This window comes from Flagellimonas iocasae (genome assembly GCF_042682725.1).
Taxonomy (GTDB): Bacteria; Bacteroidota; Bacteroidia; order Flavobacteriales; family Flavobacteriaceae; genus Flagellimonas; species Flagellimonas iocasae.
This window is the reverse complement of the sequence record NZ_JBHUHU010000005.1, coordinates 661,790-681,308: the sequence shown is the minus strand read 5'-3', so window position 1 is coordinate 681,308 and position 19,519 is coordinate 661,790. Positions and strand designations below refer to the sequence as shown.

Genomic DNA, 19,519 nt, shown 5'->3' with positions numbered 1-19,519 from the left:
CAATATTCCATTGAAATGTCTAAAGCAGTACCAGAGCGCATATTATCCATTGATGTCTTCAGAGGGTTTACCATGTTTTTGCTGATAGGCGAGTTCACTGGGTTCATGGGTTTGCTTTTGGATGATGGTTTAAAGGGCAGTTTTTTATATGCCTTGGGAGAACAGTTTCACCACCATTCATGGAATGGGCTGCATTTTTGGGACTTGATCCAACCCTTTTTCATGTTCATTGTTGGATTGTCCTTGCCCTTTGGGGTTTACAACCGTCAAAAAAAGGGGCATAGTAAGCGGCAAATATTCAAGCACGTACTAAAACGCTCAGTTATATTACTTTTTCTTGGTTGGGCATTGTACTGCATCCCTGCAGGGGAAATCACATTTTACTTTCAGAACGTTTTGGCCCAGATTGGGGTAACATATTTGATAGCTTATCTGATTATTGACAAAAGCACGGTATTCCAGATTTCATTTTCCGTGGGTCTCTTGGTATTGACCGAGGTGATATATAGATTCTTCCCTGTTGAGGGATTTGATCAGCCCTTTGTCTTCATGAAAAATTTTGGCACTTGGCTGGATATGCAATACGGAGGTGCATCAAACGGAGGCTGGGCAGCCTTCAATGCCATGCCAACGGCAGCACACACCATTTGGGGCGTACTGGTAGGAAAACTTCTTATGGGAAGCGAAGAGTCCATGCGTAAACTTAAGATCATGGTGTTGTTCGGCACGGCCATGGTAATTGGCGGGTACTTACTAGACCCTGTCATTCCGATTATCAAAAGAATAGCTACATCATCGTTCGTTATTGTGAGCGGGGGTTGGTCAATCTTGGGGATTGCCCTTCTTTATGGGTTGATTGATGTCCTAAAACTAAAGGGAAAATATACATGGTTTTTCAGTATAGTGGGGATGAACTCCCTCTTTATCTACTTGTTTTCGCATGTGGGTGGAGCTAAACTTGTTGAGCGGGTGTTATTCCCTTTTTCAAATGCAATTTTTACACCTTTTGGAGATTTAGCCGCTCAGATCCTGACCAGCTTCTGTGTCTGGATTTCCCTTTGGGGAATTTGCTATTGGATGTATAAAAAGAGATTATTCATAAAAATATAAACTATGGACCAAAACAAAATAAATCTGGACAGAAGGAGCTTTGTACGTGTAAACGCCAAAGCCGCAGCATTACTCTCATTGGCTCCCTCATTTGCCTTAGCAGCACCTAAAAAGGAAGGGGCAAGATTGCGGGTGGCCATGGTTGGGACCGGGATTAGGTCCTTGAGGGCTTGGGGCATTGAACTGGTGGAACCTTACAAGGAATATATGGAAATGGTGGGGCTTTGTGACATAAACGAGAAAAGGGCAAAGAACTTCGGGGAGATTGTAGGGTTGGATGCCAAAATATACCCTGCTGATAAATTTGATGGGATGGTAGCAGAGCAAAAACCGGACATGGTCTTGGTAACCACTACAGATAGTGCCCATTCCGAGTACATCATAAGGGCTATGGAACTAGGCTGTGATGTAATTTCGGAAAAACCCATTGCCATAGATGAAGTGCAATGTCAAAACATTTTGGATGCCGAGAAAAAGTATGGTAAAAAAGTTTATGTAGGCTTTAACGTCAGGTACATGAACGATTCCGTTGAAATGAAGCGTGTTTTGGATTCGGGGGCACTGGGTAAAATCATTTCGATAGAATTTCAGGAGTATTTGGATACGGACCACGGGGCTTCTTACTTCCGAAGGTGGCATGGGAAAAATAAGTATTCAGGATCATTGTTTGTGCATAAATCATCCCACCACTTCGATTTGGTCAATTGGCTATTGGATGCCGACCCTATTCAAGTAAGTGCCATGGGGAGCGTAAGTTTTTATGGCTCCAATAATGATTTTAGGGGGAAGAACTGCCGCAATTGCAATTATACGGACCAATGTGATTTTTATTGGGATATCACAAAAAATGAGACTTTAAAAAAGCTCTATGTCGATTGTGAAGATGTTGATCAGTACTATAGGGATGGATGTGTTTGGGATGAAAAAATCGACAGTCCAGATTCGGGCTCCGTTTTGGTACAATATGATAATGGTGCATACTTAAACTATACCCTAAATGCCTATTTACCCTATGAGGGGCAATCTATCAGCTTTTCAGGTGAAAATGGAAGACTGGATGTTCGGATATACTACAACCAACCTTGGTCTGATGAGGTAAAGACCGAGTTTAGATTAACAAAGGACAAGAAAACCTTAAAGGCATGGACCATAAGTCCTGATGTGGGCGCACACGGTGGAGCCGATAAAAGGGTCAAGGACAATTTGTTTAAACCCAATACGGAAGATGCCAATGGGCAAAGAGCTGGAAGTAGGGCAGGGGTGCTGTCCAGCTTGGTAGGTATTGCCGCACTAAAATCCATTCAGCAAGGCAAGGCCATAAAAATAGATGACCTTATAACGTTATGATTACCTTAAAGCTTGGTAAGTGGCTATTCGTACTTTGATGAACATTTCCCTCGCTGAATAAGAACTTCTGTCCATAATTAAGCCGTAGAGATTGTTCTTGTGGTCTATCCAAAACAATGTGGCATGGTAACCGCCCCAGCCAAAAATGCCTTTTGGGGATAAGCCCCCATCTCTTACGGGGTCAGTAAGGTTGTACAAGGAAAACCCGGTTGAAGCACCAATAAATGTACCCTTGTCAAGTTCAGGGTTAATAGGTGTATTCATCAAGTCTATTGAACTTGGACTCAATATTTGATGGCCTTTAAAAGTCCCTTTGTTTAGGAGCATTTCACAAAAATTACCATAATCTTTTGTAGTGGACACCAATCCAGCTCCACCAAAATGTAGCTTGGGTTCCTTGGAATATGTTAATTCATTGTACTTGTGCTTATAGAAACCGGTAACTTCGCCCTCTGTCCATAAAAGAGGATGTAAGCGTTTTAGTTCTTCATCGGTAAGGTGGAACTTGGTATGGTTCATTTCCAAAGGAATAAGGATGCGCTCCTTCATGAAATCATATAACGATTTTTTTGAGATCACCTCAATAAGTCTTCCCAAGATGGATGTGTTGATTCCATACAAATAGCGGGTGCCGGGTTCAAATTGTAATGGGATGGATGCCATGGATTTGGAAAAATCCTCCAGGTCTTGGTACCAAAGGTCGCTAAGCAATACATGCTGCCCATCAATATTTCGTGGATAGTACCCCCAACCGGTTTGGTGGGCCAAGACATCAAAAATTGTGACAGATTTTTTACAGGGATAGACCTTACCTTGTTCATCCAAACACTGAAGATTGGCCATTTCCGGAAGATATTTTTCTATGGGGTCATCCAAGAGAAATTTGCCTTCTTCAAACAAAATCATGGCCGCCACAGTGGTAATGGGTTTTGTCATGGACCAAATGGGAAATAAGGTGTCATCGGTTATGTTTTCATCGCCTTTTAGTCCAGAATTGACAATACTGTCATAAATGACTTCTCCATCCTTGAAAATGACCACTTGGTTGCTCCCCACCTGACCCTTGGCGATCAACTCTTTCTGCACATCGGCAATCCTATTTAAACGGACTAAATCATAACCCTTGGAAACCTTTTGTTCTTTCTGTTGTGAGCTATTGCAGGATACAGCTAGCACAAACAGAAAGACCGCCAAAAGTGGGAGTATCTTTATTCGTATCATCTTTCTGAAAAGCGTTTGATGACTATTTTTCGTGCTTTATTCCCATGCGTTTGGAAATACTCTTTTTGCGTTTAAATAATAAATTTTGTCCACTACCTCTTTAGGCAGGGCCAAGCCTTGAACGGGGGTGTTCAACTGGGGCACTGATATCATTTGATCCGTATTGAAATACTTCCAATCATTTTCCCAGACCTCTTTCATATAGGCTTCCAATTCTTCAGGGTCGGTTTTGTCAGATTCTCCAAAATCGGTACCGTACAAAACCCGGTCTTGATATTTGATAAAAAAGTCACGAACCTTTTCCCTATCCCTCTGGGATTGATATTGCGTATGGCTCATACGCTCAGCCAAATCCACGGTGGCATTTGGAAAGCGATCTAAAAATTTAGCAGTCTCATCCACACTCCATTCCAAGCTGGCCATGTGTACCGCAACCAAACTCAGGTCAGGGTTCTTTGCCGCCCTATTGTCACGATGGTCTATTTGTTCTTGGTAGGAAGGTAAGTCCGGGTGGAGGTACATATGGTATTTCGGATTTGCTCTGAAATAGTTCCTATCGTTATTCACGGTCATGGAATCAAGGGGGAGCCAACAATTAAGGGGTTCCCCTGCATGGCTCATCCATATCTTGCCTTCGTTTTTAAGGAAATCAAAAATAGGATCAAATTTTGGATGATCTAAAAAAACCAAGTCTCCATTTTTATCCCTAAAATCCATTCCTATGTTCTTCCAAGTTTTTATGGAATTGGCTCCTTTTTCAAAATCCATCTTCAATTTTGCTATGACTTTATCAGACCAATCTGGGTCGTCCCAACCTTCCAAGGAAAATGTAGAGCCAAATGCAAAAACATCTGGATGGTTTTTTGCGTGTTCGCGACTGATTTCTTGCTTTTCCTCAATGGAAAGTGGACTGCCAGGGTAATCTACTGCTATATTAAGAAGCTTAATATTGTTGGTCCGGGCAAGATCGATCATATGGGAGTTCAAGGTATTTATATGTACATGCACATCAATCTTAGGCAGCGTTTTAAAATCATCAACTCCATAGCTCTTCACTACTTCAACTTCTGTTGCATTTTGTTTTTTGTCTTTGTTCTCTTTGCATTGGGTGAGCACCAAAGAAAGAATAACCAATAAGAGCGTGTGATAGTTTTTCATTTTGATGAAATTTAAGCTATTTGTTGATAATTTTCAGAAAATCTGCAAGCAATAAAAACTTAAAGCTCCCCGAGGATGCCTTAATGGCATCTTCCGCAGATTGGATGGCCTTATTGTTCTTTTCAGCCTTTGCATTGACCCATTGGTAGAATACGTTGATATGGTCTGCCGCTAGTGCCTTTTTCACTAATGCCTGTGCTTTGGCCTGTTCGCCATTTTTTTCATGGACGAGAAACTGTAGGTAGAGGGCTGCATTTTTTTGATCATTGGGGTCAAAACCATGATCAATGAGCAATGCATTGTACTCTTGAGCTTTTTCAGCATTGTTCAACTGCTCATAGGAGTAGGCCAAAATGGCATTTTCCAATCTTTCATCTGGATCATAGGGCTCGCCTGACCCTAGGTTGGTGGGCCATAATTTTGCCTTGCGGGCATGTTCTATGGAAGACGTATAATCTCCTTTTTTTAAAGATACCAAGGCTAATTTAATATGGGCCTCATAGTAAATCTCACGCCCTTCAGTTGCACCTTCGAAAGGAATGATTTCAAACCCTTCCAGAAATTTCAGGCATTGTTCCAATTTATTGGCTTTGAGAAGTGCGCGGGCATAGCGCATTCCCATAATGGAGAGTTCTTTGTTTTTGGAATAGTTGCTTTTTGCAATTTTGGCAGCCTTGTCGTATTCTGCATCCTTTAAATGTTGATCTATCAATGCAAGATCTACCCTCCAGTCTTTAGGAGCGATTTCTTTCGCCTTGGCCAAGGAGTTTTTAACCACGGCATCGTCATCTTGGAACAATTTTGCCTTACTCAGATAAAAACCGACATAATCTGGTTGGACATTGCATTGCAGGAACAGCTGTTTTGCTTCTTCTAGCCGTTCTTTTTTCCATAGAGCCAAGGCCGCATAGTATTTTAGCTTCCAGTGGTCACTCACTTCCATAAGTTGATCTAGGGCAGTATAGGTTTCCGCTCTAAAAGGAAATACTAAAAAAGGAGTCGCCTCAAGGCCTTTATTGAGCCATTCCGTTTGGTTGGATGAGTCCAAATGGGCCAGCAACAATAGAATTTTGGCATTTTCTGGACCGGCCTTCAGTACTTTGATACTTTCTTGGTCCATTCCAAAGGAATTGTATTTCACGGCCAGTTCAATGTATGATTCAGCCGGAAGTTCATTGGTAATCAATGATTTTAAAGAACTTACATTGCTTTCTCCATGAAGTGTTCTCTCAAAGGCTACAAAAGCACTCGTATTATCCAGGTCATATAGTTTTGAGAGTACTTTTTTGGCCTGTTCAGTATTGTTTTGCAAGCGATGGGCCACTGCTTGAATTTCCAGTGCAACCACATTGGCTTGATTGTACATTAATGCCTTTTGACCCAACTCAATAGCTTTTCCATAATTTTTTTCCAAAAGGCTCAGTTTGGCCAACTCTGTGTAGGCCGCACTTCGGTATGTTGTTGATTCAGAGGCTATGGCCAAGCCACTTTTAGCATTGGTGTATTGTTTCAATCTAGCATTTATGATTCCATATAAGTAGTTTGCATCAGGGTCATAGGTGTTTATGGACAATGTCTTTTTTGCATATTCCAAGGCTTTGTCATATTGCATCATCCTATAATAATTAAAGGCAACCCTATTCAGGGCTGGAGCATATGCTGGATCTAGCTCTAGGCTTTTTAGATAGAATTCTTGGGATATCTGTAAGGGACGGGCGCCGTTTTTGAGGCCAGCATATTGCTTTTCGGCCTCTATGCCTTTGGTGTATAGGCCAATGGCGGAGTCCCAATCAAAATCTTCATTGGGATAAATGGGCCGATCAACAACAAGCTCATCATTTTCAGAAGTGTACGTTAAAAGATTGTCACCAAGGGTTATGTTGAAATCCTCACTTTGATGAAGTGCGATGTCCAATGTGTGCAACTCTAGAGGATTAAGCTTAACATCGTCGGAAAGCACTTTTTCTTCCACTTTGATTTTTAGCTCGGTATCCAAAGGGGATAGTGCACTTAACTTAATCCGTACGGAGTCACTGTTCTTTCTGATCACATTTAAGACTGCATGCTCCGTGGCCATGTCCATACCGCCCGTATTTTTTAGCGGGAAGTACAGTTCTGAGGATAGTTCGCTATCGTAGGGAGCAAATTCGCGATGTTTAAAAGGAGTAAGGGTACTACTTTCCATAGCTTGGTTGAATGTGGAACCAGTTTGGTATTCAATGTACTGGCCTTTTGAATCGGTTAAAAGGTCTTCCCAGATCATTCCTTCTTCCGCAAGCCCCCAAATCCATATCTTTCTTCCGGGCATTTTATCGTAATCACGGATATTGCCAAAACCAAAATTGTCGTCGTGCCAGTATCCACCCATAAAATCCGCATAGCTGTTGACTACATGGTATGATTTATAGGTTCCAAAATTATTCTTCTCATAAAAGGAGATTTCTTTGCCATCTTCGCTTGGCCATGAGCCAACCTCCCCAGCGTGGCCCACGTAGTGATTTCCGGGATAAATAAATTCCAGATTCCCACTGGCCTTTGCCGCAGCATTGGAGTAATGGTAATGGGAAACAGGTAAATTGCCCGTGTTGAACCACGAGGACTTTACTTCAACAAAAGCTTTGTCTTTTTGCAGGTTTACCTCAACATTCCATTTGGTGTTGGTGTGCAGGTCCAGGGCACCAATGATACAGGATGCACTTCCATCCGCATTTTCCTTTATGATATAATCCTGAGGGGTTGAGGTTGTGGAAGTATGCCCCATTACCCCAAAATTATACTCCAATCCTCCTGAGGTCCAAGCACCTCTTTGGGCCACATCCCTAAATTTCACAACATCATTGTAATATAGAAATTCGCCTCCTGTTGACTTTTCTATGGCACCCCATATTTTGCCACCAATGTCCGTGTTGATATATACCTTAATATAATCATTCTCCAAAATGACCATGTTCCACTCTTTTTGAGTGCTTTTATCCGTATACCCATCAAATCTAAAATAAGGATAGTTCTTGTTCATATCGGGGATGGGGTTTGGGTCTGAAAACATATAGGTCTTCATAGCGACCTTCTTTTCGGTAATTGTCGCTTTTTGGGCCCAAAGAAATTGTATGAAAGCGGTGCAGATGGTGCAGATAAGGTATCTTTTGATCATAAGGGATTCTAATTAAATGGTTAAAATCTAAAATAATAATAATAAAAAACATTTAACTCATCAAAAGTAAATAAAAATAATATTATATCTTTTGTATTATTACGAAACATAGGGTTGTAAATAATGATTCTGAAGATTTTACACGCTATCTAGATTTGAAAGGTGTTTTTGAAGGAGCCTAGAGAAATGCGAAACGTTTATTATTTTAACGCATGAAGCTGTTCTGCTGGGTTTTGCTTGTTTTTGGTTCCTTTTCGCAGAAGCTGGCGAACAGGAGATAGGAGGTAAGGTTTTATATTTTTTAAACAAACTTTAAAAGCAAGAATAAGTAAGTTAAAAAATTTCATAAACTTTTTAAAAATTATTAAAAAATATCATATAGTTTCTTTTCAATGATTTTTTATATTACTTTCATTGCACTTTTAACTCGATAAAATACAAATTATGAAGATTCATAACACTAAACCATGGTTGCTATATGCATTGATTACTATGATTTTTTGGGGTGTTTGGGGAGCTTTTACGGGCGAGCCCGCCAAAAGTGGCTTCCCCAATACCTTGATTTATTGTGTTTGGGCCCTGACCATGATACCTCCGGCCATATATATTGTTAAGCGCAACAAAGCAAAATTACAAACGGACAAAAAATCAATACTATATGGTTTGGTTATTGGCTTGCTGGGTGCCGGAGGACAGATGATCCTTTTTTATGCGGTGACCATTGGACCAACATACTTAATATTTCCCATAATATCACTTTCTCCCGTTGTCACCATACTCCTTTCATTCTTTTTTCTAAAGGAACGAACTGGTAAATTGGGAGCCTTGGGCATAATTTTAGCTTTGGTAGCATTACCTCTTTTTGAGTATTCTGGGGGAGATGTTGATGCTAAAGCTGAAAATGGAGTCCTGTGGTTTGTATTGGCCATTTTGATTTTGGTTGCATGGGGGGTTCAGGCGTACTTCATGAAACTTGCCAATTACACCATGAACGTTGAGAGTATATTTTTTTACATGATGATATCTGGTATTCTCCTGATCCCTGCGGCGTATTATATGACAGATTTTTCACAAGAAATCAATTGGGGTCTTAATGGCCCTTATTTGGCAGCGGGCATTCAGATACTGAATTCCATTGGGGCTCTTTGTTTAGTTTATGCCTTCAGGTATGGTAAGGCAATAGCTGTATCTCCGATGACCAATGCTGGAGCACCGTTGATTACCTCCATTATTTCAATGGTATTGTTAGGGCTTATGCCCGGCACATACAAAATGACCGGTATTGTACTTGCCATATTGGCTGCCTATTTTTTGGCGATCGACTCCGGCGTTGAAATGGAGGAGCATGATAATGCAGGATAAAGGCATTTCAATTTTTAATTCATCAAGCTATTTCAATAGTATTTGTGCATTTAAGTTTTATTAAGTTGGATGCAAACAAAAGGACATGGAGTTCAATCTAATTTTGGACTGATTGTTGAAAAGAATTAGAAATGAAATCTATAAATTTTATTTCATAACCTTTCGTTTGTGTACAATCAATTTTTCGCTGACAAAAAAAGTTATATTTGACAGCGTATTAATCAAGTGATAATACTTCATAAATAATTAAAAATCAATGATATGTGAAGATAAGAGCAGTAGCGATTATCGGACATCTTTCCCCGAAAAAATTTCAGTAAATTACTTTCAAATAATTATCAAATAGATTTAAAAACTTTCGTATATTTTGTTTTAGAATTAAAAAAGTAGTAAATAAAAGTAGGTTATTTGAAATAACCTTGTTATATTGCTTTTGTTTTAATAAATAACCTTTCATTTTCATGAGTGTTTTAACCAATCAAATTAATTTCTAAACTAACTAACTAATCTAATTATGAAATTATTCTTAAGTTTTATTTTTATTTTGCTTTCTAGCTTTCATTTGGTTGCGCAATTTACGGTGTCAGGAACTGTTGTTGATGCAGCTGATGGGACTCCCTTGCCGGGCGTGAATGTCGTCATTAAAGGAACCTCGATAGGGGTGTCCGCGGATTTTGATGGTAAGTACAAGGTACAGGTCCCGAATGGGGATGCTGTTCTTGAGTTCTCCTACATTGGGTTCGAGGCCCAGTCGTATACTGTGGGTGGACAATCTGTTATCGATGTGGCTCTGTCTGCGCAGGTTGACCAACTCAACGAAGTCGTCGTGGTAGGTTACGGGTCTGTTAAAAAGAAAGATTTGACCGGTTCTGTTGTTTCTCTTGGTGAAGAGGAAATGACATTGGGTGGGGCCGTATCCAACACGGCTCAAATGATTCAAGGTCGTGCAGCCGGTGTTGAGGTTTCGGCCAATGATGGTGAGCCTGGTCAAGGATTAAATATTGTAATCAGGGGTAACACCTCTATTTCCAATAGCAACCAACCTTTATATGTAGTGGATGGCTTTCCATTAGACCCGGGAGTTGCCATTTCTCCGGATGATATTGAGACCATTGATATATTAAAAGATGCAGCTTCTGCGGCAATTTATGGTTCAAGGGGTTCATCGGGTGTTGTAATCATAACAACAAAAAAAGGTAAAAGTGGTAGAACTGAAATATCTGTTGATGGATCTACCGGATTCCAGACTTTGAACGGTGCTCCTGAATATTTAGATTGGAGTGACAGTGCAAGAATAGCCAATGAAATATATGCTTCAGGGCCAAATGATGGAAATCCATTTTATTCGGCCGAGGATTTGGCCTCGCCTTACAATACAGACTGGATTGAAGAAATTACGCGAACTGCCAAGGTTACAAATTATAATGTTAGGGCATCTGGGGGAAGTGACAAAGCACATTTTTCGTTGTCGGCCAACTTATTTGATCAAGAGGGCATTGTCTTGAACAGTGATTTTACTCGGGTATCGGTTCGTCTTAATGCTGATCAGAAATTTGGGAACAGTACCAAGGTGGCGGTTAATCTGTTCACTGCTAGAGTACAGGGCAACGGTATTGTAAAGCAGCCCGGTTCTAGGACTTTATCTCCATTCTTTGTGGCTGTAGCACGAGCCCAAAGAGGCAGGCCTGCCTATAATCCAGACGGCACAATCAATGAAAGTATACAATTCTCTAGGGATCTTCAGCCGTTTAGAAACCCTATTGGTTTTTTTAATACTAGGCTAAACGAAAGGGAGTTTTGGAGAACCTATGGTAACCTTACCGTTGATCATGATATATTGGAAGGTTTGATCGCAAAATTGAATGTTGGATTTGACCACGAGTCAGGGCAGACAGGTATATACGAACCAGCTCCCTATAGCCGAGGTGGGGAAATACCCCTTGGAAGTATTGATGCGAGTAGCTCAACCAATTACTTGGCGGAGTTTACCTTGTCCTACAGTAAAACTTTCGGGGAAGACCACGATTTTAACATATTGGCAGGTGCCTCTTACCAGGAATTTGAGAATTTATTCTATGGATTGAGCGGGCAAAACTTTCCTACTGATAAGACCTTGTACTTTAATTTAGGTTCTGCTGAACAACAATTTGTTTATAGTGGTAAGACGTCAACTAACATTGCTTCATTCTTCACTAGAGCTAGCTATAGTTACAAAGACAAATATTTGTTCAACGCAACCGTCAGGGCAGATGGAGCGTCCCAGTTTGGTGAAAACAACAAATGGGGTTATTTCCCATCGGCATCTGCGGCTTGGAGATTGTCGCAAGAAGATTTCCTGAAAGAATCAAATACCATATCAGATTTGAAACTAAGGGTTTCTTATGGACTTACAGGAAACAACAATATTGCCCCCTACACCTCATTGGCCAGAGTAGGCTCATCGACTGCTTATAGTTTTGATGGCTCTACCAACTCGGTTGGGTTGGGACCTGATGGAGTGACTGCTCCAAATCCAGATTTGCAATGGGAAGAAACGGCAATGTTGAACGTAGGGTTCGATTTTGGTTTTTGGAATAATGGATTGTACGGTTCTGTGGATTTCTATAAATCGGATACGGACAACCTTATCATCGAAAGACCACTTTCATCTGCCTCCACAGGATTCCAGAATATTGTTGATAATGTTGGATCTATGACCAATCAAGGACTCGAAGTGGTCTTGGGGGCAAGGATTGCCAACGCTGGTGACTTCAAATGGGATGCCAACCTTAACTTCGCAACCAACGATAATGAGGTTACACAGTTGGATGGAGATAACCCGATAAATATAGCCTTTGAAAGACAGCCTTATGGTGAGGTTGGTGAGGAAGTTTATAGAAGAATCATTGAAGGAGGTAGAGTAGGGGATTTCTATGGATATAAATTCATAGGGGTTTTGCAGGAAGGTGAGACTTATGATCCGCAACCCAATAGTGTTCTGGCGGGTACCGCTTTATATGAAGACGTGAACAATGATGGCATCATCGATGCTGACGATAGAACTGTAATTGGTAATGCCAATCCAGATTTTACCTTAGGATTTAACAATCATTTTGAATACAAGGGCGTGTATTTGGATATGTTCTGGCAAGGTGTGTTCGGCAACGATCTTTTTAATTTCAAGGCCATTGCAATCGATCAGAGCCTTGGAGTAAATGCGCTGAATCGATATAGTGATTTCAATACATCAGGTACTTTACCAGGAGTCAACTGGTTTCAAGGAGAGTATGGTAACTATGCAAATGATTATTTTATTGAAGATGGTACGTATATAAGGTTGAAAAACCTGGTTTTAGGGTATAACCTTAATACGGATTATATTTCTTGGATCAAAAACATAAATATTTATGCGCAGGGTCAGAATCTTTTAACATTTACCGACTACTCCGGGTTTGATCCAGAGGTCAGTTTTAACTACGGTGGATCGCAAAGTAGCATAAATAGAGGAGTTGATGACTATGGATACCCGAACTATAGAATATATTCATTGGGTTTCAAAGTAACTTTTTAAATTAAAAATTGGTATTATGAAAAAAATGAAAAAAACAATCGCATTCTTAATGGTACTGTCAAGTATGGTTTCTTGTACCGAGATTCTTGAGGAAGAGGTCTACTCCGATTTAGTCGCTGGAAATGCCTATGAAACTGAAGCAGATGCTGAGGCACTGGTTTTGTCGGCGTATGCGGCCCTAAGGGGTACTGACTGGGGAACATACTATGAGTATGACTATTTAAATGTTAGCGAACAGCCAACCGATACTTATGGTAAGGACGGATGGGGACCAGGTACTTCACCACTTGAAATGGGTACCTGGGGCATTAATGAAGGTGAAATTGTCAATCTTTGGGATGGAGCGTACAAAACCATTGGAGCAGCCAATTTTGCCATTTCAGTATTGGAGGGCATGCCAATAGGTGAATCGGTGAAATCTCGATTTATTGGAGAAGCGAAATTCTTAAGGGCCTTGGCCTATCATGACCTTACCTTTAATTTTGGGGATGTTATCTTGAACTTGGGTGAAACTTCGGGCGATTTGCCATTGAGCCCACAATCTGAGGTTGTTGCCCAGATTCTTGCAGATTTAACGGATGCTGCTGCTGCTTTGGGTTCATCAAGCACTCCGGGCAGGGCAAGTGAAGGTGCTGCATTGGCACTACGGGCCAAGACAAACCTTAACGCCAAAAATTGGGCTGCAGCAGCAGAAGATGCTGCAGCTGTTATGAGCTTGGGTGAATATTCATTGCTTCCAAGTATTGAGGAACTTTTCAATGTGTCGAACGTGGCTGCAAGCGAATGGATTTTTGCCGTCATGTCCACAACAGATGCAACTGGATCTCCTTCACAATTACCATGGCATGAATTGTCTGGTGATTATGTGGCCGGTGCATGGGGAAGACTTACCATTTCAGTTGACTTCTACAATTCTTTTGATGACAATGATACAAGAAAGGCATTGTTGGCCAATGGTTTTAGGGATGCTCGGTTACGATTTGATGATGATACCGGATTGCCTATATATTTAGCAGCTGAAGGTACTCCTGAGTATGATGCTTTGGCAGTCGACCCAGAAGTAGCTTTGCGATCTACCGCTTCCACATCAGTGCTGCCCAATAAGTCTTTGGGAGGATACGATCGTTTTAATCACCCCTACGGAGGTGATCTGGCTAGTTCGGGGATTAACTATCCTGTATTACGATATGCTGATATTTTGTTGACAAGGGCAGAAGCCCTTAACGAAACCGGTGACACGGGAGGGGCTCTGGCATTGGTCAATGAAATACGATCTAGGTCCAACGTTGCACCTTTGGAGGGTTTGGGACAAGCAGCATTGAGAGAAGCAATTTTGGAAGAAAGAGCAAAGGAATTCTATATGGAGGGAAAAAGGCGTATGGATTTGATTCGAAGTGGGCAATATATCGATCGATGGAGAGCCAATCTTGATTCTAAATATCCGGGAGAAAACTTTAGTTATCTAAACGAGGGCAAGATTTATTTCCCAATTCCACAAAAAGAAGTAGATGCTAATGATCAAATTGATTAATTAGCGATTAAAAAAAATGAGTTTAGTTTGAATTAGTAGTTAATCTTCAAGAAAGCAATTAGACCTTAATTGGTTTAATTGCTTTTGTTTTTTATGATCCATTACTTCAGTTCAGCCGATTCTTTACTATTTCTTGTAGTATATTTTTATGTATTGTATGGGTGGTGGAGCTATACGTCAAAGTTAAGTGCCTCTTAAAAATTATCCGATGAAAAAGAAAGATTACTCATTAACTAGGTTTAAAAGAAAATATAAAAAGGGTTTGCACTTCATGTGTCTGATCATCTTGCTGTTTCTTGCAAGTTGCTCCAGTGAAGAGGAAACAAGTTCTATTTTACTACAATTGACCGATTACCGGCAAACAGGCATAGATTTTAGAAACGATATCCATGAAGATGTGGAAGAAAATGTATTTACCTATACCAATTTTTTCAATGGTGGCGGTGTCGCTATTGGAGATATTGACAATGATGGTCTGGTGGACATCTATTTCAGTGCCAACCAAAAAACAGGAAAACTCTATCTCAATAAAGGTGATTTTAAGTTCGAGGACATTACCAAAGGTTCTGGATTGGACACCATATCCGGTTGGAAAACCGGAGTTACCATGGTCGATATCAACCAAGACGGTTTTCTGGATATTTATGTATGTAGATCAGGTGATACCAAGCCAAGGTTAAGAAGCAATCTTTTGTTCATCAACAATGGTGACAAAACCTTCGTGGAAAAAGGTAAAGAGTACGGTTTGGACGATTGGAGCAATTCAATTCAGGCCACTTTTTTTGATTATGACTTAGATGGGGATTTGGACATGTTCCTGCTGAACCATGCCGTAAAACCTATAAAGGAGATATTCAGAAACTTTCACGATAAGGATGTGGACCGATTTATAGGGGACAAACTCTATAAAAATAACAACGGACATTATACCCAGGTGAAGGATTTTGTCGGGATTAACCGTTCAAAACTGGGTGATGGACTGGGTGTGGCAATTGTTGATTTCAATCAAGACCTCTACCCAGACATCTATGTATGCAATGATTTTGCCGGAAGGGATTACCTCTACTTCAATAATGGTGATGGAACTTTTAAGGAAAGTGCGCTCACCGCACTGAATCACATCTCTTACGCTTCTATGGGAGCAGATGCTGCGGACATCAATAATGATGGATTACAAGACCTGTTTGTTTTGGATATGAATTCCACAACCAATCTTGGAAGAAAAACTAATATGGGTTCCATGGACCCAGAAGCATTTAATCTTTTGGTGAGTTTGGACGGGCACTATCAATATATGCGCAACACATTACAGCTCAATAATGGCAACGGAACTTTTTCCGATGTGGCTCCTATGGCCGGCGTGTCTAGCACAGACTGGAGCTGGGCTCCGTTATTTGTGGATTTGGATAACGATGGGTTCAATGACCTGTTCGTTACCAATGGCATGAGAAAAAATACAAATAACAAGGATTTTGAACACTTTAAAGATGAAAGAATCCTAGAAGAAACCAACAAACCAGTACCCGATTTTGAGGCTATGGTCCAAGATATTTTGGACAGTATTCCTCCAGAAAAATCAGTTAATTTGGTTTTTAAGAATCAAGGAGGGCTCAGTTTTAGCAAAGCTAATGATACTTGGGGAGTGTCCGCACCTTCCTATTCCAATGGGGCTGCATATGCCGATTTGGACAATGATGGCGACATGGATTTGGTAATCAACAACATTGATGAGGAGGCACACGTATACCGAAACCACGCTACCTCACTAACAGACAACCACTTCATCAAGATAAAATTAAAGGGCAGCCCTAAAAATGTAGATGGGATTGGCGCCAAAGTAAATATCAAATACGGAGAAAACAAACAATACAAAGAACAATATGTGGTGAGAGGCTACCAGTCCAATGTGGATTATATCTTGCACTTTGGGGTGGGGCAATCAAGTGTGGTGGATAAAATAACGGTGACATGGCCAAGCGGAAAAGCGAGCGAATTAAAAGATGTCCCTGTGGACCAACAGATCACAATTGATCATGCCAAGGCTGGTAAAAGCCAAGAAAAAACGAAAACGGACCCTTTACTTTTTACAAATGTTACAGCGAATTACAATGTAAACTATAAACATCAAGAAAACGACTACGATGATTTCAGCAAGGAGATCCTATTGCCCCATAAAATGTCAACGTTTGGACCTGCTTTAGCTGTCGGGGATGTAGACGGTGACGGGTTGGAGGATTTTTATGTCGGAGGGGCCAAAGATTTTGAAGGTGCCATTTATCTTCAAGGCTCAAACAATACCTTTACAAAAAAATACAATCGGAGTATTGTTTCGGACAAATTCCATGAAGATACCGATGCATTGTTTTTTGATGCAGATATGGACGGGGACCTCGACCTGTTTGTTGTAAGTGGAGGGAACGAAATGCCCGAAGGGGATACCTACTATCACGATAGGCTCTATCTTAACCAAGGCAAAGGCAACTTTGTTAGGGCCCTAAATGCTTTGCCTACTATAAATTCCAGTGGGGGTGTGGTGCGTGCGGCAGACTATGATAACGATGGAGACTTGGATCTGTTTGTTGGGGGCAGGCTGCTTCCCGGCCAGTACCCAAAACCTGGCCAAAGTTACCTGTTGGAAAACCAAAATGGCAAGTTTAGGGATGTCACCAAAGAAAAGGCCCCCGATTTGCAGTTTCCGGGAATGGTCACCGATGCGGTTTGGTCCGATTACAACAATAATGGAACCCAGGATTTGATTTTGGTTGGCGAATGGATGCCCATTACCATATTTGAAAACAATCAAAACAAGTTTACCAAAAACACAGATGACCCAGTACTGAACAATAGTGCCGGATGGTGGTTCAGTATCACGGAGGCAGATATAAACAACGACGGAAGAGCAGATTACCTTGTGGGCAACCTAGGGGAAAATTATAAATATAAGACAGCGCCCAATGCACCTTTTAGGTTGTATTCAAAGGACTTCGACAACAATGGCTCCTTGGATATTGTGCTCAGTTATGTTGAAAACGACACCCTCTACCCTCTTCGTGGAAAATCATGTTCATCCCAACAAATACCATCCTTAAAAGAGAAATTCAAGGATTATCGGTCCTTTGGGATGGCGAGTTTGACCGATGTTTATGACGAAGATGCACTCAAAAGCTCAGACTTGTTCGAGGCCAAAACATTTTCAAGCGCTTTATTGATCAACACCAATACGGGATTCCAACTGGAAGCATTGCCCAAAATGGCACAAATTTCCCCGGTATTCGGTTCTGTATATGATGATTTTGACAATGATGATATTAACGATATCGTCATAGCAGGAAACCTTTTCAATTCAGAAATAGAAACACCCAGAGCTGATGCTGGCCAAGGATTGTTTTTGAAAGGAAACGGAAAAGGTGGTTTCAATTCCGTAAATGGATTTGAATCGGGTCTTTTCATTTCTGGTGATGTCAAAAAGTTGAAGCCGATAAGTCTAGGCCCAAATGCAGAAAAGGGACTAATATCGGCCGTGAACAATGGAAACGTAGCACTTTTTAAGGCCTATAATGGCCAAACCAATAAATCAACCAGTTTATGAAACCAAAAACAATTCTAAATTTAAGTCTTGCCATTCTAATGTTGGGTGTAGCACAAATTGAGGCACAAGGTATCCCTTTGCCGCCTAAAACCTTGGTTAAGGTTTATCCCGAAGAAAGTGATGAACTGCTGTTGAATCCCGGTATTGGCTTTACAACCTTTCAGAGGTTCAATGGGGACGATTTAAATTCTGGAATGCTTTGGACAGAAGGCTTTCCCATTGAGTACCAATATTTTGATGGAGACCTTACCAATAAAGATTACCCACAGACCACCATAGCCTATTTTCGGGTAAACTGGCGCTTTTTGGAGGTGGAACCGGGTGTATACAATTGGGAGATGATCGATAAGGCATTGAAAACCGCCGCTGAAAGAGGACAGACATTGATGCTACGCATTTCACCTTACGAGCACGATGATGAAAAGGATGTTCCTGTTTGGTACAGAAAAATTGTTGGAGAAGAAAGTAAGAATAAGATATTGAGTGGCAAATGGAGGATAAATCCTGAAAACCCGGCGTATCTCAAATATTTTGGCGGAATGATCGCTGCCATGGGACAACGTTATGATGGGCATCCAGACTTGGAAGCGGTTGACGTTTCCTTTATTGGGTATTGGGGTGAAGGAGATGGCATGGAATTGTTGTCAAAAAAGGTTAGAGTTGGGCTCATCAACAAGTATCTGGACAACTTCAGGAAGACACATTTAATTTTTCAACCCCTAAATGGAGATGCTACACAACCAGAACTATTGGCAAGGGGAACCAATATAGCGGCATACTGGCCTGATGGCACCCACAATGGTGAGGGACCAAATATGCGTCAATTGGGTTGGAGAATAGATTGTTTAGGCGATATGGGCATTTGGGATGATTTTACCCATATGCTGGATGTTTATCCACAAGATATTGTACGGAGTGGGATGAAGGATGCTTGGAAAAAAGCACCGATAGCCATGGAGATATGCGGTACGTTTTTAACCTGGTTGGAAAGGCAAAAATACAACGAAGAAATTGTTGATTACATATTTGAACAAGCACTAAAGTGGCATGTATCCTCCTTTAACGCAAAGAGTTCGCCAGTTCCTGAGCAGTGGAGTCCCTTGGTGGATGAATGGCTGAAAAAAATGGGATATCGGTTTGTTTTGAGAAGGTTCACCTATCCTTCCCAAGTAAAGCGACAAGGCCAAATACCAATGACTTCATGGTGGGAGAACAAAGGAGTGGCACCCATATACAAAGACTATAAATTTGCCGTCCGATTAAAAAGCAGCAAACACACTACAGTCTTATTTACGGACGCCGACATTAGAAAATGGCTGCCTGGTGATATCGTATATGACGAGAAACTTTACGTCCCCCTAAATACGCCCACCGGGGAATATCAAGTTGAAATAGCGATTGTGGACCACGTTACACAGAGCCCTCGAGTTAAACTGGCAATAGAAGGCGTGAACAGTGAGGGTTGGTATCCCATGGGAAAAATCTTGGTTACGGACTAAG

The 19,519-nt window shown here is 41.0% G+C and carries 10 protein-coding genes; 7 read left to right on the top strand and 3 right to left on the bottom strand.

From position 1 onward, the window contains the following. Positions 1–15: 15 nt before the first annotated feature. Positions 16–1,110 (top strand): acyltransferase family protein, encoded by a 1,095-nt coding sequence (locus ACFSJE_RS16990; protein WP_379832062.1) that lies wholly within the window; start codon positions 16–18, stop codon positions 1,108–1,110. A 3-nt stretch (positions 1,111–1,113) separates the two neighbouring features. Further along, positions 1,114–2,457 (top strand): Gfo/Idh/MocA family protein, encoded by a 1,344-nt coding sequence (locus ACFSJE_RS16985; RefSeq protein ID WP_379832061.1) that lies wholly within the window; start codon positions 1,114–1,116, stop codon positions 2,455–2,457. On the opposite strand, the gene ACFSJE_RS16980 is transcribed toward ACFSJE_RS16985, so the two are convergent. The 3 genes from ACFSJE_RS16980 to ACFSJE_RS16970 are packed head-to-tail and all read right to left on the bottom strand — an operon-like array spanning position 2,458 to position 7,987. Next, complete coding sequence (locus ACFSJE_RS16980) at positions 2,458–3,678, bottom strand: serine hydrolase domain-containing protein (RefSeq protein ID WP_379832060.1); 1,221 nt, start codon at positions 3,676–3,678, stop codon at positions 2,458–2,460. Between the two features lie 36 nt (positions 3,679–3,714). Next, positions 3,715–4,836: an amidohydrolase family protein gene (locus tag ACFSJE_RS16975; protein WP_379832059.1), complete on the bottom strand. Its 1,122-nt coding sequence runs from the start codon at positions 4,834–4,836 to the stop codon at positions 3,715–3,717. Between the two features lie 16 nt (positions 4,837–4,852). Beyond that, the gene (locus tag ACFSJE_RS16970) at positions 4,853–7,987 is read right to left on the bottom strand and encodes a DUF5107 domain-containing protein (protein ID WP_379832058.1); all 3,135 of its coding nucleotides are present in this window, start codon (positions 7,985–7,987) and stop codon (positions 4,853–4,855) included. A gap of 444 nt (positions 7,988–8,431) precedes the next feature. Here ACFSJE_RS16970 and ACFSJE_RS16965 point away from each other — a divergent pair, with 444 nt between their 5' ends. The 5 genes from ACFSJE_RS16965 (at position 8,432) to ACFSJE_RS16945 (ending at position 19,518) form a co-directional block, all read left to right on the top strand. Then, positions 8,432–9,349, top strand: a complete 918-nt coding sequence (locus ACFSJE_RS16965; protein WP_379832057.1) for an EamA family transporter — start codon at positions 8,432–8,434, stop codon at positions 9,347–9,349. Between the two features lie 514 nt (positions 9,350–9,863). After that, a complete protein-coding gene (locus ACFSJE_RS16960) occupies positions 9,864–12,899 on the top strand; it encodes a SusC/RagA family TonB-linked outer membrane protein (protein ID WP_379832056.1) in 3,036 nt (1,011 codons plus the stop codon). Positions 12,900–12,924: 25 nt separating this feature from the next. Then, positions 12,925–14,430, top strand: a complete 1,506-nt coding sequence (locus tag ACFSJE_RS16955) for a RagB/SusD family nutrient uptake outer membrane protein (protein WP_379832055.1) — start codon at positions 12,925–12,927, stop codon at positions 14,428–14,430. Between the two features lie 271 nt (positions 14,431–14,701). Continuing rightward, positions 14,702–18,019 carry a VCBS repeat-containing protein gene (locus ACFSJE_RS16950; RefSeq protein ID WP_379832054.1) on the top strand — a complete coding sequence of 1,106 codons (3,318 nt, stop codon included), beginning with the start codon at positions 14,702–14,704 and terminating at the stop codon, positions 18,017–18,019. Beyond that, positions 18,016–19,518: a DUF4832 domain-containing protein gene (locus tag ACFSJE_RS16945; RefSeq protein ID WP_379832053.1), complete on the top strand. Its 1,503-nt coding sequence runs from the start codon at positions 18,016–18,018 to the stop codon at positions 19,516–19,518. The genes ACFSJE_RS16950 and ACFSJE_RS16945 overlap by 4 nt, the downstream gene beginning before the upstream one ends. The last annotated feature ends 1 nt before the right edge of the window (position 19,519 follow it).